Consider the following 23085-nt stretch of genomic DNA (forward strand, 5'->3'; position numbering starts at 1 on the left):
CATTCGTATTCGGGAGGAGATTCGTGAACAATTTGCGTCTGAAAGCGCTGCTGGGGACGGGGTGCTTTTCGCTATTGATTTCGAGCGTTGCGAACGCGGGCGGTTTCGACCGGGGCGGTGTCAACATCGACCAGTTGTTTGATGCCGCGCCATATTCGGTCGACGCTGGCGTCACCTATGTTTCGCCACAGCGTACGCTGAAGAACTTGCAGCGCCTGGATGGCTCGGGATTGTCGTCTTCGTCAGTGGACGTTGGTGGCGACTATGCGGTGCCGCGCATCGGTATCAAGGCCAACCTCTTTGAACCTGTGGATTGCCTTGCCACCTATACGGAACCGTATGGTGCGGAGGCAGACTTCGGAATGAACAACGCCTATTCGCCAACGGCGGTCGAATACTACGTCAAAACAAATGATTTCGGCCTTACCTGCTCCTACAAGGTAAATGTTGGCAAGGGCTCGATGCGGTTCATCGGCGGCGTCTCCTACCAGGAGGTTGATGCATTCCTGTCGCGGCAGACCTTGCTGGCCTTCGGCAATACCGGCATTGGCAAGTTCCAGCTTTCAGACGAGGCGTGGGGCTGGCGTGTTGGTGCCGCCTATGAAATTCCCGAAATCGCCTTGCGCGGAAGCCTGATGTACTCTTCGAGCTACAAATATGACGAGCTGTCGGGAACTGTCGACACCACCGGTTTTAGGGGCGCCTTTCCGGCGGATCTGATTCCAGGCGCTACCGGGGTCTTCCCTGTCTCCGCCTCGGCCGAGATACCCCAAGCTGTGGAACTCAAGCTGCAGAGCGGTATAGCGCCTGGCTGGCTGGCCTTTGGTTCCATCCGCTGGCAGGAATGGAGCAGGCTTGGCGTCATTCCCATCAATGGCGTGCGCAGTCCGGTAACCGGCGCTCCCTCGCCCGTTTCTTTCGACCTGCTTTATCGCGACGGCTGGACAGTTTCGGGTGGCATAGCTCACAAGTTTTCCGACCAATTGTCTGGCGCGGTTTCGCTGACCTGGGATCGTGGAACCTCGACGACCTCCGGCTATCAGTCGGACACCTGGTTCGTGGCCAGCGGCATTTCTTATTCGCCGAACGACAAGATCGAGGTCAGACTTGGTGGTTCGATCGGTGTTCTGACCAGTGGGTCGTCGACCTTCACCGGTGTTGGCGACACGGCAAATGCCATCACCTACACATACGACGACGATCTGCTCCTTGCCGGCTCAGCTTCGGTTAAGGTCAAGTTCTAACTATAAGTTTTCAATAGCAAAAAGGCCGGGCATTGCCCGGCTTTTTTGTTCGAGCGGCTTCCTGACATGCAGGCGGCGTTACAAAAACGCGGCACCCCTCTGCCTCCCGCGATTGTGACGTTTTGGCAACAGTTTCTGAGCAACCCTCGCACCACAAGGACGCCCGGGGAGATTGCCTATTTCCCGCCATAAACCCGGCGCACTCGAGTTTGTCTCGGAACACGTGCCCAAAGAGGCTCGGCAATGGGGCAGGTCGCACCGCCCGCGGCAAGGAAGAGTATGAACGCCAGAGTCATCTCCAAGGCCAAGCTGCCCAGCCGCTATGTGACCGTCGGTCCGGCGCGCGCGCCGCACCGCTCCTATCTCTATGCGATGGGATTGTCGGCGGCCGAGATCGCGCAGCCGCTGGTCGGTGTCGCGAGCTGCTGGAACGAGGCGGCACCGTGCAACATCTCGCTGATGCGCCAGGCGCAGGTGGTCAAGAAGGGCGTCGCCGCGGCAAACGGCACGCCGCGCGAATTCTGCACCATCACCGTCACGGACGGCATCGCCATGGGCCACCAGGGCATGAAATCGTCACTGGTGTCGCGCGAGGTCATAGCCGATTCGGTCGAACTCACCATGCGCGGCCATTGCTACGATGCGCTGGTCGGCCTTGCCGGTTGCGACAAGTCGCTGCCCGGCATGATGATGGCCATGGTGCGGCTCAACGTGCCGTCGATCTTCATCTATGGCGGCTCGATACTGCCCGGTTCCTACAAGGGCCGGCAGATCACCGTGCAGGATGTGTTCGAGGCCGTCGGCCAGCACTCGGTCGGCACGATCGGCGACGCCGAGCTCCTCGAAATCGAACAAGCCGCTTGTCCGTCGGCCGGCTCTTGCGGTGCCCAGTTCACCGCCAACACCATGGCCACCGTCGCCGAGGCCATCGGTCTGGCGCTGCCATATTCCTGCGGGGCACCGGCGCCCTACGAGATGCGCGACCGCTTCAACTTCGCCTCCGGCGAAAAGATCATGGAGCTGATCGCAAAGAATATCCGCCCGCGCGACATCGTCACGCTGAAGGCGCTGGAGAATGCGGCGACCGTGGTCTCGGCCACCGGCGGCTCGACCAACGCAGCGCTGCATTTGCCGGCGATCGCGCATGAGGCCGGGATAAAGTTCGACCTCTTCGATGTAGCCAGGATCTTCGAGAAGACGCCCTACATCGCCGACCTTAAGCCGGGCGGCAAATATGTCGCCAAGGACATGTTCGAGGCCGGCGGCATTCCGCTCTTGATGAAGACGTTGCTCGACCACGGCTATCTGCATGGCGACTGCCTGACGGTGACCGGCCGCACTTTAGCCGAAAATATGGAGCACGTAGCCTGGAATGATAGCCAGGATGTGGTCCGTCCCGCCAACCGACCAATCACCCAAACGGGTGGCGTCGTGGGCTTGAAGGGAAACCTTGCCCCCGAAGGCGCGATCGTGAAGGTCGCGGGCATGTCGGAGCTGAAATTCTCTGGTCCGGCGCGCTGTTTCGATTCGGAAGAGGAATGTTTCGAGGCGGTTACGGATCGCAGCTACAGCGAAGGCGAGGTCCTCGTCATCCGCTACGAGGGTCCGCGCGGCGGTCCGGGCATGCGCGAAATGCTGTCGACGACGGCGGCGCTCTATGGCCAGGGCATGGGCGGCAAGGTGGCTCTCGTCACCGACGGACGTTTTTCGGGCGCGACACGCGGCTTCTGCATCGGCCATGTCGGGCCGGAAGCCGCCGTGGGTGGTCCGATCGGGCTGCTCAGGGATGGCGATTTGATCTCGATCGATGCGGTGAACGGCACGATCGAGGTGGCGCTGTCCGACACCGAACTGGCGGCCAGGGCAAAGGCCTGGAAGGCCCGCGCGACCGACTATCAGTCGGGCGCGATCTGGAAATATGCACAAACGGTGGGGCCTGCCCGCGACGGCGCGGTCACCCATCCCGGTGGTGCGAAAGAAACACATTGTTATGCGGATATCTGAGTTGCTGAGGTTGTCTGTCTTTTCGGCACTGGTCGCTATCGCCACTTTTGGCGCGACCTTGGGCGCCGCGGGCCAGGCCATGGCCTTCGACGACAAGGTGTTCGACGACAAGACCGGCGTGAAGCCGCAGTCCAGCCCGTGGGCGGTGTTTCAGTTCGGCTTCTCCGCCTACAAGAACGGCCGCAAGGAACAGGCCGCGGAGGCCTACAAATACGCGGCCGAAAACGGCCAGATCGGCGCCACCTGGAAGCTTGCGCGTATGTATGCCGAGGGTGACGGCGTGGAGCGCGACGACTACGCGGCGTTCAAGTTCTTCAGCGAGATCGCCGACCAGGACGTCGAGCCCGGTTCGCCGGAAGAGAGCTATGTGTCGGACGCGCTCGTGGCGCTCGGCGACTATTTGAGGAAGGGCATCCCCGGCAGCCCCATCACAGAGAACGAGGTGGCGGCCCAGGAATATTACATGCGCGCCGCCGCCAATTACCGCAACCCGAATGCCCAGTTCGAGATGGGCCAGATCTTCCTGAATGGCAAGGGCGGCGTCAAGGCCAGCATCAAGCAGGCGGGACGCTGGTTCCAACTCGCCGCGGAAAAGGGCCATGCCGGCGCGCAGGCAACGCTCGGCCATCTGCTTTTCCAGAGCGGTAAGATCGTTCGGGGGCTGGCGATGATGACCGCGGCGCTCGAACGGGCCTCACCTTCCGACCAGCCATGGATACGCGGCATGCAGGAAGAGGCGTTTGCCGCCGCGGGCGAGGCCGACCGCCGCACCGCGATTTCGCTGGCCGACGACATCCTCACCAAGGGCGGCGGCGACCAGTAGCCACGAAGCCGATAGTGAGGAAGCCAATAAGTCAGGAAGACTGGCTACTTCGAAAAATCAAGTCGGAAGATCAGTTGTCGGTGGGTTCCGTCGGAACGAGACCGGACTCCGGTGTTGAAATCGGCGTGGCCGACGGCGCCAGCATCGTTCGCGGGCATTCGTCCCGAATCTTTGTCCATGACGTGTTGTTGAGCACCATATCGCAGCGGGCGAGGTGGCTCCGGCCGGACAGCGTCAGACAGGCGACCTGGCCGATCTGGAATGATTTTCCGTTGGCCAGGCATTCAGGATCGGCAAACGCCGGCGTCGCCGCGAGGGCGAGCGCGGCGGCACATGGGCAAAGCGCAAATCTGATCGTCATCTTGAACCCCGGCCGAACCCGGATTGCAGCGGAAACCCCGATTGTGGCGATATGACGGTCCATCAACCGGGAATTCGGTGGTCCGAGCCCCGAAATGATCAGATTGGCGCGAAAGCCAGTTCGACGGCCACCGGCACATGGTCGGAGGGTTTTTCCCAGGCGCGCACATGCTTTTCGATCGAGGCCGAGGAAAAGCGGTTGGCGGCTTCGGGCGAGAGCAGCAAGTGATCGATGCGGATGCCGTTGTTCTTCTGCCAGGCGCCGGCCTGATAATCCCAGAAAGTAAAGATGTCCGGCGCGTCGGTGACCGCGCGCACCGCTTCGGTGAAGCCGAGATTCTTCAACCGGCGGAACGCCTGCCTCGTCTGCGGCTGGAACAGCGCGTCGCTCAGCCAGTTCTCCGGGAATTTCGCGTCGATGTATTCGGGGATGACATTGTAATCCCCGGCCAGCACCAGCGCCTCTTCGAGCATGAGCCGTTCCTCGGCCCAGCGCTCCAGCCGCGCCATCCAGGAAAGCTTGTAGGAGAACTTCTTCTCGTCATTGATCGGGTTGCCGTTCGGCAAGTAGAGCGACGCAACGCGCAACGCGCCCTTGTCGGTCGAGAACACGCCCTCGATGAAACGCGCCTGCTCGTCGGTGTCGTCACCCGGCAAGCCTCTGATGACCTCGTCGAAGCGCAGCTTCGACAGGATAGCGACGCCGTTAAAGCCTTTTTGGCCATAAATTTCAACGTTGTAGCCGAGCGCCTCGATCTCCGCGCGCGGAAACTGCTCGTCGACAGTCTTGATCTCCTGCAGGCAGGCGATATCAGGCGCGCTTTCCGTCAGCCAATGGGTCAAATTGCCGATGCGGGCCCGAACGCCGTTGATGTTCCAGGTGACGATTTTCATGACGGCCTCACTGATGTTTCGGGCTGTTCCGGCGGATGGCGTTCGACGAGGCCGATCGTATTGCCTGCCGGGTCCTTTAGGAAGGCCATCCATTCGCTTTCCCCCGCCGGCCCGAACAGGCCCTCGGTGTCGCGATGGACGAGCATCGGCGGCGCGGTGAAGGGGACACCGGCGGCTTTTGCCGAGGCGTAGAAATCGTCGAGGCCCGATATGTCGAGATAGACGGTGCCGGCCGGCAGGCCATCGGTAAACAGCAGCCGCACGTCGCCGGCCATGATGAAGGCGATGCCGGGCGGATCGAAGCGCACGTGCACCGTCATGCCAAGCACGTCGTGCCAGAACGCCAGCGTTGCATCGAGATCGCGCCCGGCTGAAAGCGCGACCTGACGGACCGCGCCGATGGCAGGCATTTCTAAATACTGAAGCTGGTGCCGCAGCCGCACGAGGCGACCGCATTCGGGTTCCTGATCTGGAACGACTGGCCCATCAAGTCGTCAACGAAATCGATCACCGAGCCACCCATATAGACCAGCGAGAGGTCGTCGATCAGTACGGTTGCGCCGTCTTTCTCGATGGCGACGTCGTCATCGTTGCGCGTTTCGACCAGGTCGAACTTATAGGAAAAGCCGGAGCAGCCGCCGCCCTCGACCGAAACGCGCAGCGCCGTCTTGCCGGCTTCGCCAGATACAATCTTTGCGATCCGCCTGGCGGCGGCGTCGGTCATCTCGACTTTCATGGCGGTCTTGGCATCAGCGCCCATGGGCGTCACCTTGCTTTCGGTTTCACATGATAGGTATGAAGCGCGAGGGGGCAAGTCAACTGCGGCAGCGGCGATGACAAACGAGTTGGGCGACATCGGATTTGGTTATCGGCCGCGCGCGGCCTATGCCTGCGATCCGGCGAAGTCGCGCGGGCGGCTGTTCGACGAGGTGGAGAGCCCGACCCGCACGCCATTCCAGCGAGACCGCGACCGCATCATCCATTCGACGGCATTCCGCCGGCTGAAGCACAAGACGCAGGTGTTCGTCGCGCATGAGGGCGATCATTACCGCACCCGGCTGACGCATTCGATCGAGGTGGCGCAGATAGCGCGTGCCCTGGCGCGGGCGCTGCGCGGCGACGAGGACCTGGCCGAGGCGGTGGCGCTGGTGCACGATTTCGGCCACACGCCCTTCGGCCATACCGGCGAGGACGCGCTGAACGAGAAAATGATCCCCTGGGGCGGCTTCGATCACAATGCACAGTCGCTGCGCGTGGTGACGCGGCTGGAGAGCCGCTATGCCGAATTCGACGGGCTGAACCTCACCTGGGAGACGCTGGAGGGCCTGGTAAAACACAACGGACCGCTGACTGACGCCAGCGGAAAGGGTCTGAAGGGGCCGGTGCCGCCAGCGATCCGCGACTATTCGGAACTGCACGACCTCGAACTCGACCGCTTCGCCGGCATCGAGGCGCAGTGCGCAGCGATCGCCGACGGCATCGCCTACAACACCCATGACATCGACGACGGCCTGAGATCCGGCTTCCTGACGCTGGACATGCTGGAAAAGGTCTCGCTGCCCGGCTCGATCCTCGAAGGCGTGCGCCAGCGCTATCCGGCGCTGGACGATGTGAGGACAGGGCACGAACTGATGCGACGGCAGATCACGATGATGGTCGAGGATGTCATCGTTTCCACCACCGCCAATCTGGCCCGCATCAAGCCGGACAGCGCCGACGCGGTAAGGGCGGCAGGCGAGACGATGGTGACCTTTTCAGCCGAAATGGCCGCGTTCGAAAAGGAATTGAAGGCCTTTCTCTACAAGCATCTCTACCGGCACAGCGAGGTCATGCGCGTGCGTAACGAGGCCGAGCAGATCGTCAACGACCTGTTCGAGGTCTATTTCGCCGACCCGCGCGCCATGCCCGACGGCTGGCGCGAAGGGCTCGACCGGGCCGACGATCGCATCAGGGCGCGCAGCGTCGCCGACTTCCTGGCGGGCATGACGGATACCTACGCTTTGAAAGAACACCGCCGTTTGTTTGACCATACGCCTGAATTAAGCTAGGCCGAGCTCGATTTTGCCGGCCAATAAGCCGGATCCCCGCAAAGCCGCCAGAGCCACACACCAGAGCTACACCAATGAACATCTTCGCCGATTTCAACGCGCGAATCACCAGAGTTGTCGAAGCGCTTGAGTTAAAAGACAAAGACGGCGGTTCGCTGGACTTGTCGCGCATCGCCGTCGAGCCGCCGCGCGACGCCAGCCATGGCGACCTGGCGACCAATGCTGCAATGGTGCTGGCCAAGCCGACCGGCCAGCCCCCACGCGCACTGGCTGAAAGGCTGGCACAGGCGCTGCGCGCCGACATCGACATCGCCGCTGCGGACGTTGCCGGTCCAGGCTTCGTCAATCTCAGGCTCAAGGACGCGTTCTGGCAGTTGCATCTGACTGTGCTGCTCGGCCAAGGCCGCAATTACGGCCGCTCGACGGTCGGCGGCGGCAAGAAAGCCAATGTCGAATATGTCTCGGCTAACCCTACCGGACCGATGCATGTCGGCCATTGCCGTGGCGCCGTGGTGGGTGATGCGCTCGCCAACCTGATGGCCTTCGCCGGTTATGACGTGACCAAGGAATATGTCATCAACGATGCTGGTTCGCAGATCGACGTGCTCGGCCGCTCGGTCATGCTGCGTTACCGCGAGGCGCTCGGCGACGACATCGGCGAGATTCCGGCCGGGCTCTATCCGGGCGACTATCTGGTGCCGGTCGGGCAGGCGCTGGCCAGCGAATTCGACCGCTCCCTGCTGCAGATGCCCGACGAGGAAGCGCTTGCCATCGTCAAGGACAGGACGATCGATGCGATGATGGCCATGATCCGCGAGGATCTGGCGCTGCTGAATGTGCATCACGACGTCTTTTTCTCGGAGCGCACGCTGCACGCCGACAACGCCCGGAAAATCCGTTCGGCCATCAACGACCTGACGCTCAAGGGCCATATCTACAAGGGCAAGCTGCCGCCGCCCAAGGGCGAGAAGCCGGACGACTGGGAGGATCGCGAGCAGACGCTGTTCCGCTCGACTGCGGTTGGCGACGACATGGACCGGGCGCTGGTCAAGTCGGACGGCACCTTCACCTATTTTGCCGCGGACGTCGCATATTTGAAGGACAAGGTTGATCGCGGTTTCGTCGAGCTGATCTATGTGCTTGGCGCCGATCATGGCGGCTATGTGAAGCGCCTGGAAGCGCTCGCCCGGGCGATTTCCGGCGACGAGGTGAAGCTTACAGTGCTGCTTTGCCAACTGGTGAGGCTTTTTCGCGAGGGCGAACCGGTGCGCATGTCGAAGCGGTCGGGCGATTTTGTGACGCTGCGCGAAGTGGTGGAGGAGGTCGGCCGCGATCCGATCCGCTTTATGATGCTCTACCGCAAGAACGATGCGCCGCTCGATTTCGATTTCGCGAAGGTGACCGAGCAGTCGAAGGACAATCCGGTGTTCTATGTGCAGTATGCTTCGGCGCGCTGCCATTCGGTGTTCCGGCAGGCGAGCGAACAGTTGGGCGAGGCCAATTTCGACCGCAATCGGCTGGCCGCCGCCACCGCTTCGCTGACCGACGAAGGCGAGATCGGCCTGATCAGGAAGCTTGCCGAATATCCACGGCTGATTGAATCCGCGGCACTTGCGCTCGAGCCGCACAGGCTGGCATTCTACCTCTACGATCTCGCCTCCAGCTTCCACGGACATTGGAACCGCGGCACCGAGAATCCGGACTTACGTTTTGTTAAGGTTAACGACCGACAATTGACGCATGCCAGACTAGGGCTGGTGCAGGCTGTTTCGGACGTTTTGACGTCCGGCCTGATGCTGATCGGGGCCGATGCGCCCACCGAAATGCGTTAGGTTTGACTAAAAAACCTGTCACCTTTTGCCCACATTGCGCTGGTAAGGGCCAACCCTGCGCGACGTCCATGGCGTCCGAATGAGTGCGAGTTCGGGAACGATAATGGCAGACAGAACCCAGCTGAGAGCAGCCGCCCAAAACGATATCGCCGACGATGATCCGTTCGCGGAACTGACCAGGATCATGGGGTTCGACCCGCGCCAGCCGGTCAAGCCGCAGGCCCAGCCGAAGGCGGTTCCCGCCAGCCAGCCGGCGGACGAGGGCGATTTCGACATCGATCTCGAGAAGGAGTTGATGGGTGAATTCGGCGTCGACGACAACGACGGCGCAACCGAGATTCGCGAGCCGGCTTTCGAAGCGGCTGCCACCGACGCCGTGGACGACGAGCTTGCCGCGTCGCTCGAACAGGATTTCCTGCTGGACCATGATGCGGCGGACGAAACCGCCCATGCCGTTGCTGCCGACGACGCGCGTTCTGGTGTTGCCGAAGCATCCGCGCCGGCTGTCGAAGCTGCGTTCGATGACGATTTCGACGATGCGCTTGCCAGTTCGCTCGAAGACGTGTCGCCTTTCGAAGACGATTTGGCAGGGAACGACAAGCTTGGGAACGACAAGCTCGGGAAAGACGAGCTTGCCGCGTCGCTCGAACAGGATTTCCTGCTGGACGACGATGCGACGGACGAGACCGCCCATGCCGTTGCTGCCGACGACTCGCGTTCTGGTGTTGTCGAAGCATCCGTGCCGGCTGTTGAAGCTGCGTTCGATGACGATTTCGACGATGCGCTTGCCAGTTCGCTCGAAGACGTGTCGCCTTTCGAAGACGATTTGGCAGTGAACGACAAGCTTGGGAACGACAAGCTTGGGAACGACGAGCTTGCCGCGTCGCTCGAACAGGATTTACTGGTCGACAACGAGGCGACGGACGTGGCCGAACAGAATACTGCCGCCATCGATGCATCCGCGCCGGCCGCCGAACCCGCCTTCGACGATCAGTTCGACAACGCAGTCGCAAGCTCGCTCGAAGACGAGCTGATGCTCGACGAGCAGGTGCCGATGGAGCAGGTTGCCGAAGCCGCCGAAATCTCCGCGCCGGCTGCCGACCCCGCCTTCGACGATGAATTCGACAATGCCGTCGCAAGCTCGCTCGAAGACGAGCTGATGCTTGAAGAACACGTGCCGATGGAGCAGGCTGCCGAACCCGCCGACGTTTCCGCGCCGGCCGCCGAACCAGCCTTCGACGACGAATTCGACAATGCCGTCGCAAGCTCGCTCGAAGACGAGTTGATGCTCGACGAACATGGGCCGATGGAGCAGGCCGCTGTTGAAGCTCCTGCTGCGCCTGTTCGGGCTGTTTCGGACGAGTCCGATGAGGACTTTGCCGGCCATTTCGACGATGTCATGGTCGATGTCGACATGGATTTCGACGTTCGCACGGCTGAACCGGTCGAAATTGACGAGCCAGAAATTGACGAACCAGAGGCTATCGTCGCCAAGCACGAGCCTTCCGCCGAGACCCCGGAAGATGCGTTCGACGCCGATTTTGACCTGAGCTTGGAAGACGCGCTTGCCGAGGAAGCCGAAAAGCCGGTTGCTCAGGCCTTCGGCGTTGCTGCCCAACCGACGGCGCCGTCCGTCGTAGTCCAGCCGGCGGCGCCCGCCCCCATCGCTGACGAGCGGAGCCTCGAAGACGAGCTGAACGCGCTGTTGGGCACCATGCGCACACGGGCTGCCCCCGTGGCGGCCTCCGCGGCCAACGAACCCGCTAAGGTTCAGCAACCTGTAGCCGCCACTGAAAAGGTCGCCATCAAACCAGCGAATCCCGTCGAAGAACTGGACTGGAGCCTCGACGAGCAGGACCTTTTGGGGTCGCCGGATAGTAGCGCGGTTCACGCCGCCGACGCCGATCTCGATAGCGTTCTCCTCGATGAGCTCGAAAGCCAGGATTTCAGCGCTGAAGATGCCGCCGGGCAGGCCGATGACGATTTCGACGATGACGCATTGCATACCGCGTTCGCCAAGGACATCGGTCTGGATCATGGCGACGGCGATGACGTTGCGGCCGCCGCTCCCCAGCAGGATCCGGCTGATGCGCTCAGCTGGATGGCGGCACCCTCCGCCCCGCCGACGCCAGCCCGTTCGTGGAGCCGCGTAACGCCGGTCGCACAGTCGCAGCCTGCCTTTGCAGCCCAGCCGACGACTTCGGTGAAGACCACGGAAGCGACACCGCCAATGGCTACGGCACCGTCCTATCAGGATGAGCCGGCCGAAGACGGCGCCGCCGATGCGGCATCTGCGCCGGCGCAAAGCGAACAGTCTTCGGCGTATGACGAGATGCCCGATGTCGAGACGGTCGATGTGCCCGAGCGCGTGGTGGCGCTGGCGGACGACCTCGATATTCCGGACCTCGACTTCAATGACGACGAACCGGCGGCGCCTGCCTATGACGATCTCGACACGGAGTTCGCCAGCCTTCTCACGGAAATGAATGCCGTAGACGTCGCTGCCGCCCCGGCGCGCAGCGCGGCCTATGACGACGAATCCTACAATGCCGGATTTCAGTCAGGGGCCGGATTTCAGTCAGGGGCCGGATTTCAGTCAGGGGCCGGATTCCAGTCAGCGGCCGGGTTCCAGTCAGCGGCCGGGTTCCAGTCAGGCTATGAGCCCGACCGCGTTGAAACGCGGACCTATGCGGCGAGACCCGCACAAGCGTCTGTCAGTACGTCTTATGCCGATGCCGCCAGCGGCTTCGATCTGGGCGACTTGCCCAACGGCCGGCCGGCTTCGCAGGCCGACGACTTTGGCTTGGACGAACTCGACTACGACCCCGAACTGGATGAGGCCATGTCAGTTCCCGGCTTGGCTGAGCACGATGCTGCGAGGCCGCGGAGCCGCGGCCTGCTGGTCGCCGCGGTCCTCGGTGCCGTGGCGCTCGCGGGCGGTCTCGGCGCCTTCGCGCTGTCTTTCGGCGGCACCGGCGGCACCGATGCGCCGGTCATCGTGAAGGCGGACAACGCACCGATCAAGGTCAGGCCGGAAAATCCGGGCGGCACCGTCGTGCCGAACCAGGACAATAAGGTCTATGACGCCGTGGCCAAGGGTGGCGCAAAACCCGCCGAACCGGTCCAGGAAAAACTGGTCACCAACACCGAAGAGCCGGTGGACGTGGCGGCCAAGGAGCCGCCGCAGAGCCGTGTGGTCGATCTTTCGCCCGACGATATCGACACGGCTGAAGCCGCCGATGCGACCCGCAATGCCGAATCCGCCGCCGCTGAAGGCGCCAATGCGATCCGCGGCACGCAAGCGGCCGGAAATGCCGACGTCGCCGCCGTGCCGGCATCCAAATCCGAGGATCGTATCGCCCAGGTTCTGCAAGAGGCCGACCAGGGCATCGACCCCGACCTCGTCGCGGTTGCGCCGCGCAAGGTGAGAACCATGGTCGTCAAACCCGATGGCTCGCTGGTTGCGCGCGAGGATCCGGCGCCTGCGGCACCGCAGATGGCTGCCGTCGAGCAAGTCGATCCGGCGCCGCAGCATGTGGCCCCGACGGGTCAGACCGAAGATGCAGAACAGACCGGTACGGTACCGCCTGTTGCCGACCAGGCAAGTGGCGACCTACTGGGTGGCGACCCAGTGGGCGGCGACCAGACCGAAGCCGCCAAGCCGGAAACAGCCAAGCCGGAAACACTCAATCCGCCGGCAGCCGCGCCTGAGGCTGAGGCCCAAACCGCCCAGCCTGCCAATACGCCGGCCTCGGTTCCGGTGGCGCCGCAGCGTCCGTCCGACCAGCCGGTCGACGTCGTCGGCGAGGTCAAGCCCGACCAGGTTGCGTCCATCAATCCGGCGGAGGGCTCGACCGGCGGTGGCTCATGGTCGATGCAGATCGCCTCGCAGCCGACCGTCGAAAGCGCCCAGTCGACCTTTCAGGATCTGCAGCGCCGATATGGCAGCGTGCTTTCCGGCCATACCGCCAACATTGTCAAGGCCGAGATCGCCGGCAAGGGAACGTTCTATCGCGTCCGCGTCCCGGCGAAGTCGCGCAACGATGCGATCAACCTGTGCACCAGCTACAAGGCTGCCGGCGGCAACTGCTTCGTGTCGCGTTAGACATTTCAAGTCTCCCGCCCTTGGCCGGAAAGAACCGGCGCGGTCACGAACCGCGCCGGTTTTTTTGTGGAAGGGAGTTCTTTGTGTGGAAAGGGTCCTGGCCGCATGTGGTTCGATGCGATTCCCTTTGTCCGCGTGAAGCTCTAAACTCCTGCCCATGACCGAATCAAAATCCATGATCCTCGGCTGCGCCGGGAAATCGCTCACACGCGAAGAAATCAATTTCTATCGCAATGAATGCCCGTGGGGATTCATCCTGTTTGCGCGCAACATCGGCGAGACCGAGCAGATCCGCGATCTGGTCGCCGCGATGCGCGACTGTATCGAGCGCCCGGACGCCCCGGTGTTCATCGACCAGGAAGGCGGCCGGGTGCAGCGGCTGCGCCCGCCGTTGGCGCCGAATTATCCGGCCGGTGGCGAGCTCGGGGCCCTGTGGCGCAACGACCACGACGCCGGCAACCGCGCCGCCTGGCTGATGGCACGGCTGCATGCCTTCGACCTGCTGCGCTACGGCATCACGGCGGATTGCCTGCCGGTGCTCGACGTTCCGATCGAGGGCGCCAGCGACGTCATCGGCGCGCGCGCCTATGGCAAGGAACCTCGTTCCGTCATCGAACTGGGTCGCGCAGCGGCGGAGGGCCTGATGTCGGGCGGCGTGCTGCCGGTGATGAAGCATATTCCCGGGCATGGACGGGCCTTTGCCGACACGCATTTCGAACTGCCGACCGTCGATGCCTCGATGAGCGACTTGCAGCGGCATGATTTCGCCCCGTTCAGGGAGCTCAATCATTTGCCGATGGCGATGACGGCGCATGTCGTCTACAGCGCGATCGACCCGAAGAACCCGGCCACGACATCCGGCAAGGTCATCGATGAGATCATCCGCGGCGAAATCGGCTTCGACGGGCTGCTGATGAGCGACGACACCTCGATGAAGGCACTTTCTGGGGATTTCCCGACAAAGGCGGCCGCGATCCTTGCGGCGGGCTGCGATCTGGTCCTTCACTGCAATGGCGTTTTCGAGGAAATGGCCGGCATTGCGTCGCGCACAACGGGGCTTGAAGGCACGTCGCTGCAACGCGCGCAACGGGCGCTGACCTATATCAAGAACCGCGATCGGGCTGATGAAACCGAGATACGCGCCGAATTCGCCACCTATTTCGATGCGGTGGCCTAGACCTTGATCCCGAAAAATGGGAGCCGGTTGTTCGGAACAGATCATGGTCAAACAAGAAGATAGAAGCAAAGGAAAGCAACAGGAAGTGGCGGAAACATTGGACAACAAGGCCGGCAAGGCCGCACCGATGGACCGTCTGTGGGCCGAGAACGACGATTCGCGGCTGACCGGCGATCCCGCGCTGGTCGTCGATGTCGACGGTTTCGAGGGCCCGCTCGATCTTCTGCTGCATCTTGCCCGCAACCAGAAGGTCGATCTGTCGCGCATCTCGATCCTGGCGCTGGCCGAGCAATATCTGGCCTTCGTCGAGAAGGTGAGGGCGCTCAGGCTGGAGCTTGCCGCCGACTATCTGGTGATGGCGGCGTGGCTGGCGTTTCTCAAGTCGAAGCTTTTGATCCCCAAGCAACCCGGCGACGACGGCGAAAGCGGCGAGGAGTTGGCGGCCGTGCTGCAATTCCGGTTAAAGCGGCTGGAAGCGATGCGCGACGCGGCGGCACGCCTGGTCAACCGCAACCGGCTCGGACGCGACGTGTTCGCCCGCGGCATGCCGGAAATGATCATCGTCGAGAAACGCAACGCCTATTCGGCCTCGCTCTACGATCTGCTGACCGCCTATGCGGCGCAACGCCAGAAGCAGGCCATCACTAATGTGACGATCGCCAGGCGCGGTGTGTGGTCGCTCAAGGATGCGCGCGATATCCTCAACAGGCTGATCGGCTCGCTTGCCGACTGGACGGCGCTGGACAGCTTCCTGGTCGAATATCTGACTGGCCCGGACGAGCGGCGTACCGCGATTGCCAGTTCGTTTGCGGCGACGCTGGAACTGGTGCGCGAAGGCAAAATGGAAATGCGGCAGGACGAGGTGTTCGCGCCGCTCTATCTGCGCGGCCGTGCGCAAGGCATCAGGGCAGTCGAGGTGGCATCGTGAGTGAACGCGCCAACGCTTCGGTCATTCCGTTCAACATCGACGCCGAGACCGAAGAGGGCGTGCTCGCCGGGGCACCGGCAGAAAGCCAGGCCCAGAACTTGTCCCAGAACCCTGGCGAGCGGCTGCATATGGCGGAAGCCGTGCGCATGGCCGAGGCGATCGTCTTTGCCAGCGCCGAGCCGGTCAGCGAAAGGCAGCTTGCCGCACGCCTGCCTGACGGCATCAGCATCGCCGCGGCGATGGCCGAACTGCAGCAGATTTATGCGCGGCGCGGCGTCAATCTGGTGCGCGTCGGCGATGCCTGGGCGTTCCGCACCGCCGGCGATCTCGCTTTCCTGATGAGCCGCGACACGGTGCAGCAGAGGAAACTTTCCCGCGCGGCGCTCGAAGTGCTGGCGATCATCGCCTACCACCAGCCGGTGACGCGCGCCGAGATCGAGGATATCAGAGGTGTCGAGACCTCGAAGGGAACGCTGGACACACTGATGGAGACCGAATGGGTGAAGATGCGCGGCCGGCGCCGCACGCCCGGCCGTCCCGTCACCTACGGCACCACCGACATCTTCCTCGACCACTTCGCACTGGAGGAGATCCGCGACCTTCCCGGCATGGAGGAATTGAAGGGTGCAGGGCTGCTTTCGGGCCGCATGCCGTCGAATTTTACCATTCCGCTGCCACCGGCCGATCCGGATGCGCTGACCGACGACGAGGATCCGCTAACCGACATCGACCTTGAGGAACTCGGCTTGTTGACGCCGCGCGTCGAGGAAGATTGACCGCAAACGACGTGCCGAAAGCCGTTGGTATTTCGCGGCTGCGCCGATTGGTAGCGGGCTATGGCGCCGAAAGTGCGTGACTTCGGCCACTGTTTTATAAAACTCTGTCGCGGTTGTGTTTGAATCCCGACGCGAAAGCGCATAGATCATCGTCAGAGAAAACTTTCGAGAGAGATTGTTATGGGTTCATTTTCGATTTGGCACTGGCTGATCGTGCTGGTGATCGTGTTGCTGGTGTTCGGCCGCGGCAAGATTCCCGAGTTGATGGGTGACATGGCCAAGGGTATCAAGAGCTTCAAGAAGGGCATGGCTGACGACGAGGTTGCCGAGGACAAGCGCACCGTTGAACACCGTGCCGACGAGACCGTTTCGGCAGTGAAGGAAAAGGCCAGCAAGAGCTGAGCCCAAACTTTAGTCGGAACGCATCGCCATGTTCGACATCGGCTGGACCGAGATGCTGGTGATCGCGATCGTCATGATCGTGGTCGTCGGGCCCAAGGATTTGCCAAAGATGCTGCGCACGTTCGGCCGCACGACGGCGAAGATGCGCGGCATGGCAGCCGACTTCCAAAAACAGTTCAACGACGCGCTGAAGGAGGCCGAGCTTGACGACGTCAAGAAGTCGGTCGATTCACTCAGAAGCCTCAACCCGGCCGCCGAGATCAGGAAACAGCTCAACCCGTTCGAGCAGGCGGCAGCCGATGTCCGTTCAGGCGTCGACGCGGTGATGAAGCCGAAGCCAGCAGTCGACCCAGCCACGCCAGCTGCTTCGACGCCGCAGGATACCGAGCTGAAGAATGGCGCGACGGTGCTGCCGGGCGTCAACGCCCCGGAAGCGGCGCCGGCGGCGCCGACGTTCCCGGCGATGACCGATGAGTCGGTGGTGACACCGCCTGTCGCGACGGCGACGCCGGCTGCACCGCAAAAGGCCGCGGCAGCGAAGAAGAAGGCCGCGCCAGCGAAAGCGATGCCGGCCTCCAAGGCCGCAGCGAAGCCAGCGGCAGCAGCCGCAAAACCTGCCGCGACAAAGACGGCAGCTAAAAAGGCCGAGCCGAAGCCTGCACCGGCAGCGGTGAAGAAGCCGACTGCAGCCGGCAAAAAGACGGCGGGAGCCGCCAAGTGAGCATTTCGGAAAAGGACGAGATCGATAAATCGGCGGCTCCGCTGATGGAGCATCTGATCGAGTTGCGCCGGCGGCTGATGTGGTCGATCGGCGGGTTCTTCGTCGCCTTCCTGTTCTGCTTCTTCTTCGCCAAGCAACTGTTCAACCTGTTGGTTATCCCGTTCAAATGGGCAACCCAATGGGCAGGACTCGACCCGCACAAAGTCGAGCTGATTTACACGGCGCCGCAGGAATTCTTCTTCACCCAGGTTAAGCTGGCGATGTTCGGCGGCATGGTGATCGCCTTTCCGCTGATCGCCACGCAGATCTATAAATTCATCGCGCCCGGCCTCTACAAGAATGAACGCAACGCTTTCCTGCCGTTCCTTATCGCTTCGCCGATCCTGTTCCTGATGGGCGCGTCGCTGGTCTATTTCTTCTTCACGCCGATGGTGATGTGGTTTTTCCTCGCCATGCAGCAGGCCGGCACCGACGACCAGGTGCAGATTTCGCTGCTGCCGAAAGTGTCGGAATATCTCAGCCTGATCATGACGCTGATCTTCTCCTTCGGGTTGGTGTTCCAGTTGCCGGTGGTAACCAGCCTGATGGCGCGGGTGGGCATGCTGTCGTCCGAGGCGCTGGTTGAAAAGCGCAAATGGGCGATCGTCATCGCCTTCGTGGTGGCGGCTGTGCTGACACCGCCCGACCCGATAAGCCAGATTGGCCTCGCCATCCCCACGATCATTCTCTACGAGGTCTCAATCTGGTCGGCCCGGCTGATCGAGCGCAGCAAAGAACGGGAACGTCTGGCGCGCGAGAAGGAGGCCGCAGAAGAAGTGGCCGAAAAGCCGGTGGACGCGTCGTCTACCTAGTCTGCATCTACATAGGTTGCATCCTGTCGCGCCCCCCTCTGTCCTGCCGGACATCTCCCCCACGGGTGGGGAGATCGGCTGTCATCGCGACTATCGCTAATCTGCAGGGTGGAATAGGTGAGCCGTCGGCAAAGCTGCCAATCTCCCTCCTTGTGGGGGAGATGTCCGGCAGGACAGAGGGGCGCGCGAAGGAACTCGGCCTTCACATCTTGCATCGATCAAGGATGCGGTTTACGCCCTCTGGCCTAAAATGCGATGCGTTTTAGGTCTTTATTTTGGGCATGTCGTTGTCCCAAAACCGCTGCGCACTTTGGGCGACATGCCCGCCGAGGACGAACAACCATGCTCGACATCAAATGGATTCGCGACAACCCGAAGGCCCTTGTCGAGGCGCTCAAGAAGCGCTCGTGGTCGGCTCAGGATGCGCAGTCCACGGTCGATGATCTGATCGCCAGGGACGAGGCGCGGCGCGAACACCTGACCGAGCTGCAGACCAGGCAGGAGCGCCGCAACGCTGCGTCGAAGGAGATCGGCAATGCCATGCGTTCGGGCGATGCCGCACTTGCCGAAAGGTTGAAGGCCGAGGTCGGCGAGATCAAGACCTTTATCCAAAATGGCGAAGCGCGCGAACGCGAACTCGACAAGGCGCTGAACGACGCCTTGGCCGTGCTGCCCAACGTGCCGCTCGACGATGTGCCGGTCGGCAAGGACGAGCACGACAATGTCGTCAAGCGCATCGTCGGCAAGGTGCCGACGCGACCGAACTGGGTGAAGGAGCATTTCGAGATCGGCGAAGCGCTCGGCATGATGGATTTCGAGCGGGCGGCGAAGCTGTCAGGCTCGCGCTTCACCGTGCTGAAGAGCGGGTTGGCGCGGATGGAGCGCGCGCTCGGCCAATTCATGCTCGACCTCCACACCACCGAGCATGGCTACACGGAAGTGCAGCCGCCTCTGATGGTGAAAGACGAGGCTCTTTTCGGGACGGGGCAGCTGCCGAAATTCGAGGAGGATCTCTTCTTCGCCCCGCATGGAGATGGCAGGCTTGGCCTCATTCCCACAGCCGAAGTGCCGCTCACCAACCTCGTGCGCGAGGAGATCACGGCGCACGAAAAGCTGCCGCTGCGCTATACGGCGCTTACGCCGTGCTTCCGTTCGGAAGCGGGCTCGGCCGGGCGCGACACGCGCGGCATGCTTCGCCAGCATCAGTTCTACAAGGTCGAGCTGGTCTCGATCACCGATCAGGAATCGTCGCTGGCCGAGCACGAGCGGATGACTGAATGCGCCGAGGAGGTGCTGAAGCGTCTCGGCCTGCCGTTCCGCACCATGACGCTGTGCACCGGCGACATGGGTTTTGGCGCGCGCAAGACATACGACATCGAGGTCTGGCTGCCGGGCCAGAACGCCTATCGCGAGATTTCGTCCTGCTCGGTCTGCGGCGATTTCCAGGCGCGGCGTATGGACGCCCGCTACAAGGACAAGGACGGCAAGGGCAACCGCTTCGTCCACACGCTGAACGGCTCCGGCACCGCCGTCGGCCGCGCTCTCATTGCTGTCATCGAAAACTACCAGAGTGAGGATGGCAGCGTAACCATTCCTGAAGCGCTTCGGCCCTACATGGGCGGTCTGGAAAAGATCGAATCGAAATAATGCGTATCCTCCTGACCAATGATGACGGCATCCATGCCGAGGGCCTTGCATCGCTCGAACGCATCGCCCGCACGCTGTCGGACGAAGTCTGGGTGGTGGCGCCGGAGCAGGACCAGTCCGGCTACGCGCATTCGCTGTCGATCTCGGAGCCGCTGCGACTGCGCAAGATCGGCGAAAAACACTTTGCCGTGCGCGGCACGCCCACCGACTGCGTCATCATGGGCGTGAAGAAGATCCTGCCGGCAGCACCCGACCTGATTCTGTCCGGCGTCAATTCCGGCGCCAACATCGCCGACGACGTTACCTATTCGGGCACCGTCGCCGGCGCCATGGAAGGCGCGCTGCTCGGCGTCCGTTCGATCGCGCTCAGCCAGGCCTATTCCTATGTCGGCGAGGATCGCGTCGTGCCTTACGAGACCACCGAGGCGCTGGCGCCGGCGCTGCTCAGGAAACTTGTCGCCATGCCGCTGCCGGACGGCGTACTGCTCAACGTCAATTTTCCCAATTGCGCGCCAGAAGAGATCGCCGGCACGGTGGTCACCTCGCAAGGCAAGCTCGTCCACAGCCTGTGGGTCGACGAGCGCCGCGACGGCCGCGGACTTCCCTATTATTGGCTGCGCTTCGGCCGCGAGCCGGTCGAGGGCAAGCAAGGCACCGACCTCTATGCCATGCGCAACCGGCTGGTGTCAGTAACGCCGCTGCAGCTCGATCTCACCGCTCATGAAATCCGCGATCAACTGACCAAGGCGCTCGCATGAACCTGAACCACGGTCCGACGCTCGACGACCGCGAAGGCTTCGCCGCTTTCCTGCTCCGCTTGCGTGGCAAGGGCGTGGTGCCGAAGGCGCTGATCGCCGCTTTCGAGGCGACGCCGCGCCGCGGCTTCCTTTCCGCGCAGTTCCATCCGATCGCCTGGTCGGACCGTATGCTGCCGATCGAATGCGGCGAGGCGATCGAGGGCGCCGATCTGCAAGCCGCAGTGATCGCAGCGCTTGCCATCGAGCCGGGCAACCGCGTGCTCGAGATCGGCACCGGGTCGGGCTACACGGCGGCTGTGATGTCGCGGCTTGCCGCGCGGGTCGTCACCATCGACCGCTACAAGACGTTGGTCGAGCAGGCCAAACAGCGCTTCGAGGCACTCGGCATCGGCAATGTCATCGTGCGTCAGACGGACGGCTCCAACGGGCTGGCAAATGAAGCGCCGTTCGACCGTATCGTCGCGGGGGCGGCCTTCGACAGCCTGCCGCGCTTCCTGCTCGACCAATTGTCGAGCGGCGGCATCGTCATCGCCCCGATCGGACCCGAGGAGGGCGAGCAGGTGCTGGCCAAACTGACGAAGGTCGGCAGCCGCTTCGAACGCGAGGACATCGGCCTCGTCCGCCTGCAGCCGATGCTGCGCGGCATAGCCGCGGTCATCTAGGGATCTGTCGATATTTCAGGTGATGGCCGCAACCGACCGGTCTGGTCGCTTCGCGCCCGTCCGCGACTGGTCCCTACCTGAACCTCAGCCCGACAGGTCCCGCCTTAAATATTTTAACAAAATTTGCGTCTGATTCTAGAGGTTTAACCGACCAGTAACATTAACGCGCTTTAATCACGGTCAGTCTGTACCGGGTATCTGCGGGTAAAAGCGATGCAATTCAGTATTTTGAAGGCAAACGGACGCAACCTGGCGCGTGGTTTCGCTGTCCTCATGGTTGCGGGCACCGCGGCGGGATGCAGTTCCCAGGTCTCGCGGTTCAACAGCGTCGATGACGTCTTTACCTCCTCGACCAACAACCAGCGCGCCATCATCGACAAGCAGGACGCCGCACAGCCTTATCCTGGCGATGCGCCGGTGTCGGCCGCGCCGCTCGACGGCAGCCATACCCAGTCGGTCAGCCGCTCAAGCCTCGAGCCGGTTACGACGCAGCAATTGCCGCCGGTCAGCCAGTCGCAGCCGGCGCCCGCCGCCAGTCCGGCGCGCACCGCTTCGGCGCCAGCCGCCCCCCAGGTCGACCGGATCGCAACGGGGACAGCGGCAAAGCCGTTCAAGGACGCACAGTCTGATGCTCCGCGCATGGCAACGGCAGGCAGCGCACCGCGTGCTACCGAGATCGTCGTCAAGGGCGGCGAGACGATTTCCGGCCTGTCGCGGCGCTACGGCGTGCCCGCCGATGCCCTCATGAAGGTCAATGGGCTAAGCGCGACCAACGGGCTGAAGACCGGCCAAAAGCTCGTCATCCCGGCCTATGCCTATTCGGGCAAGAAACCGACGCCGAAGCTTGCGGACGCCAAGCCTGCGAACGACACCAAGCACGATTTGCCGGCCAAGGCGCCGGAGATGGTGGCCATGCTGCCGCAGCAGCCGAAGCCTAGGGAGGGCAAGTCCGCCGCGCAGGTGGATGCATCGGCCGCAGCAAGCCAGCCGAAGGACGGAAAAGCCGCCCCCAAGACGACTGGTGCCGGCGGCACCTACACGGTCCAGCAGGGCGATACGCTGTCGGCGATCGCCAGGAAGACCGGCGTCGGCGTGGTTTCGTTGAAGCAGGCGAACGGCATGCAAGACGGTCTGCTCAAGATCGGCCAGACCCTGAAGGTGCCGGCCGGCGGAACCGCGACGGTTGCCGGTGCCAAGCCGGCAAAGGTCGATCCGGTGACGACTGCCACTACCCCGCCTGCGGCAAAGACCACGCCGTCGGAGACGCTCGCCGCCTACACGCCGCCGAGGAAGGATGCCAAGGTCATCCAGCAGGCCGAGGACGACGACGCGGTGGCGCCAAACGCCACCGGTATCGGCAAGATGCGCTGGCCGGTACGCGGCCGCGTGATCTCCAGCTTTGGCGGCGGCAAGGATGGTGTCGACATCGCGGTGCCGGAAGGAACCCCGGTCAAGGCGGCCGAGAACGGTGTCGTCATTTACGCCGGCGATGGCCTCAAGGAATTCGGCAATACGGTGCTGGTGCGCCACGAGAACGGGTTGGTCACTGTCTATGGCCACACCCGCTCGATCGAGGTCCAGCGCGGCCAGAAGGTTAAGCGCGGCCAGGAAATCGCGCAGTCCGGGATGAGCGGTACCACCGACTCGCCGAAACTGCATTTCGAAGTGCGCAAGAATTCGGCGCCGGTCGATCCTTCGACCTATCTTGAATAAAAGAAAGTCGATCCTTCGACCTATAAAAGAAAAGTCGATCCGTCGACCTATCTCGAATAGAACAAGAAAAGCAACTGCGCGCCGCCTGACCTCCAGTCCGGCCCGCCGGCTCAGCCCGCTCCGCAAGGGGCGGGCTTTTT

General features: G+C 62.7%; 20 protein-coding genes. 16 read left to right on the plus strand and 4 right to left on the minus strand.

Features of this window, described 5'->3' with window-relative positions; all coding sequences use genetic code 11:
• The first annotated feature begins 23 nt into the window (after positions 1-23).
• From ACWTU8_RS07060 to ACWTU8_RS07070, 3 genes are all read left to right on the plus strand, one after another.
• Positions 24-1244, plus strand: coding sequence for an OmpP1/FadL family transporter (locus ACWTU8_RS07060; protein ID WP_455847559.1), 1221 nt, complete (start codon positions 24-26; stop codon positions 1242-1244).
• A gap of 279 nt (positions 1245-1523) precedes the next feature.
• On the plus strand, positions 1524-3248 hold the full coding sequence (gene ilvD, locus ACWTU8_RS07065; protein WP_455847560.1) for a dihydroxy-acid dehydratase: 1725 nt from the start codon (positions 1524-1526) through the stop codon (positions 3246-3248).
• Complete coding sequence (locus ACWTU8_RS07070; protein WP_029353183.1) at positions 3235-4071, plus strand: tetratricopeptide repeat protein; 837 nt, start codon at positions 3235-3237, stop codon at positions 4069-4071. The genes ilvD and ACWTU8_RS07070 overlap by 14 nt, the downstream gene beginning before the upstream one ends.
• Positions 4072-4141: 70 nt before the next feature.
• Here ACWTU8_RS07070 and ACWTU8_RS07075 read toward each other — a convergent pair whose 3' ends face one another.
• The 4 genes from ACWTU8_RS07075 to erpA all read right to left on the minus strand — a co-directional run bounded on the left by ACWTU8_RS07075 (position 4142) and on the right by erpA (position 6085).
• Positions 4142-4432, minus strand: a complete 291-nt coding sequence (locus tag ACWTU8_RS07075; RefSeq protein ID WP_029353181.1) for a hypothetical protein — start codon at positions 4430-4432, stop codon at positions 4142-4144.
• Between the two features lie 98 nt (positions 4433-4530).
• The gene (xth, locus tag ACWTU8_RS07080) at positions 4531-5325 is read right to left on the minus strand and encodes an exodeoxyribonuclease III (RefSeq protein ID WP_029353180.1); all 795 of its coding nucleotides are present in this window, start codon (positions 5323-5325) and stop codon (positions 4531-4533) included.
• Positions 5322-5735 carry a VOC family protein gene (locus ACWTU8_RS07085; protein ID WP_095521446.1) on the minus strand — a complete coding sequence of 138 codons (414 nt, stop codon included), beginning with the start codon at positions 5733-5735 and terminating at the stop codon, positions 5322-5324. Before ACWTU8_RS07085 ends, xth begins: the two co-directional genes overlap by 4 nt.
• A 2-nt stretch (positions 5736-5737) precedes the next feature.
• On the minus strand, positions 5738-6085 hold the full coding sequence (erpA, locus tag ACWTU8_RS07090) for an iron-sulfur cluster insertion protein ErpA (RefSeq protein ID WP_029353177.1): 348 nt from the start codon (positions 6083-6085) through the stop codon (positions 5738-5740).
• A gap of 73 nt (positions 6086-6158) precedes the next feature.
• Between erpA and ACWTU8_RS07095 the strand changes: the two genes are divergently transcribed.
• From ACWTU8_RS07095 to ACWTU8_RS07155, 13 genes are all read left to right on the plus strand, one after another.
• Positions 6159-7373, plus strand: coding sequence for a deoxyguanosinetriphosphate triphosphohydrolase (locus ACWTU8_RS07095; protein WP_455847561.1), 1215 nt, complete (start codon positions 6159-6161; stop codon positions 7371-7373).
• Between the two features lie 74 nt (positions 7374-7447).
• Complete coding sequence (gene argS, locus ACWTU8_RS07100) at positions 7448-9205, plus strand: arginine--tRNA ligase (protein WP_455847562.1); 1758 nt, start codon at positions 7448-7450, stop codon at positions 9203-9205.
• A 103-nt stretch (positions 9206-9308) separates the two neighbouring features.
• Complete coding sequence (locus ACWTU8_RS07105) at positions 9309-13310, plus strand: SPOR domain-containing protein (protein WP_455847563.1); 4002 nt, start codon at positions 9309-9311, stop codon at positions 13308-13310.
• A gap of 157 nt (positions 13311-13467) precedes the next feature.
• Complete coding sequence (gene nagZ / locus ACWTU8_RS07110) at positions 13468-14487, plus strand: beta-N-acetylhexosaminidase (protein WP_455847564.1); 1020 nt, start codon at positions 13468-13470, stop codon at positions 14485-14487.
• A 127-nt stretch (positions 14488-14614) separates the two neighbouring features.
• A complete protein-coding gene (locus ACWTU8_RS07115) occupies positions 14615-15415 on the plus strand; it encodes a segregation and condensation protein A (protein WP_455840923.1) in 801 nt (266 codons plus the stop codon).
• Complete coding sequence (gene scpB, locus ACWTU8_RS07120) at positions 15412-16191, plus strand: SMC-Scp complex subunit ScpB (protein WP_455847565.1); 780 nt, start codon at positions 15412-15414, stop codon at positions 16189-16191. Before ACWTU8_RS07115 ends, scpB begins: the two co-directional genes overlap by 4 nt.
• Before the next feature lie 180 nt (positions 16192-16371).
• Positions 16372-16593, plus strand: coding sequence for a twin-arginine translocase TatA/TatE family subunit (locus ACWTU8_RS07125; protein WP_029353164.1), 222 nt, complete (start codon positions 16372-16374; stop codon positions 16591-16593).
• A 28-nt stretch (positions 16594-16621) separates the two neighbouring features.
• Positions 16622-17314, plus strand: a complete 693-nt coding sequence (tatB, locus tag ACWTU8_RS07130) for a Sec-independent protein translocase protein TatB (RefSeq protein WP_455847566.1) — start codon at positions 16622-16624, stop codon at positions 17312-17314.
• A gap of 44 nt (positions 17315-17358) precedes the next feature.
• Complete coding sequence (gene tatC, locus ACWTU8_RS07135; RefSeq protein WP_455848404.1) at positions 17359-18165, plus strand: twin-arginine translocase subunit TatC; 807 nt, start codon at positions 17359-17361, stop codon at positions 18163-18165.
• A gap of 342 nt (positions 18166-18507) precedes the next feature.
• The gene (gene serS, locus ACWTU8_RS07140; RefSeq protein WP_455847567.1) at positions 18508-19812 is read left to right on the plus strand and encodes a serine--tRNA ligase; all 1305 of its coding nucleotides are present in this window, start codon (positions 18508-18510) and stop codon (positions 19810-19812) included.
• Positions 19812-20570 (plus strand): 5'/3'-nucleotidase SurE, encoded by a 759-nt coding sequence (gene surE, locus ACWTU8_RS07145; RefSeq protein ID WP_292312395.1) that lies wholly within the window; start codon positions 19812-19814, stop codon positions 20568-20570. The genes serS and surE overlap by 1 nt, the downstream gene beginning before the upstream one ends.
• Positions 20567-21232, plus strand: a complete 666-nt coding sequence (locus tag ACWTU8_RS07150; protein ID WP_455847568.1) for a protein-L-isoaspartate(D-aspartate) O-methyltransferase — start codon at positions 20567-20569, stop codon at positions 21230-21232. The genes surE and ACWTU8_RS07150 overlap by 4 nt, the downstream gene beginning before the upstream one ends.
• Positions 21233-21445: 213 nt before the next feature.
• Entirely contained in the window at positions 21446-22945 is a 1500-nt protein-coding gene (locus ACWTU8_RS07155; protein ID WP_455847569.1) for a peptidoglycan DD-metalloendopeptidase family protein, read from the plus strand.
• Positions 22946-23085 lie beyond the last annotated feature (140 nt).

This window comes from Mesorhizobium sp. BHbdii, from assembly GCF_053848045.1.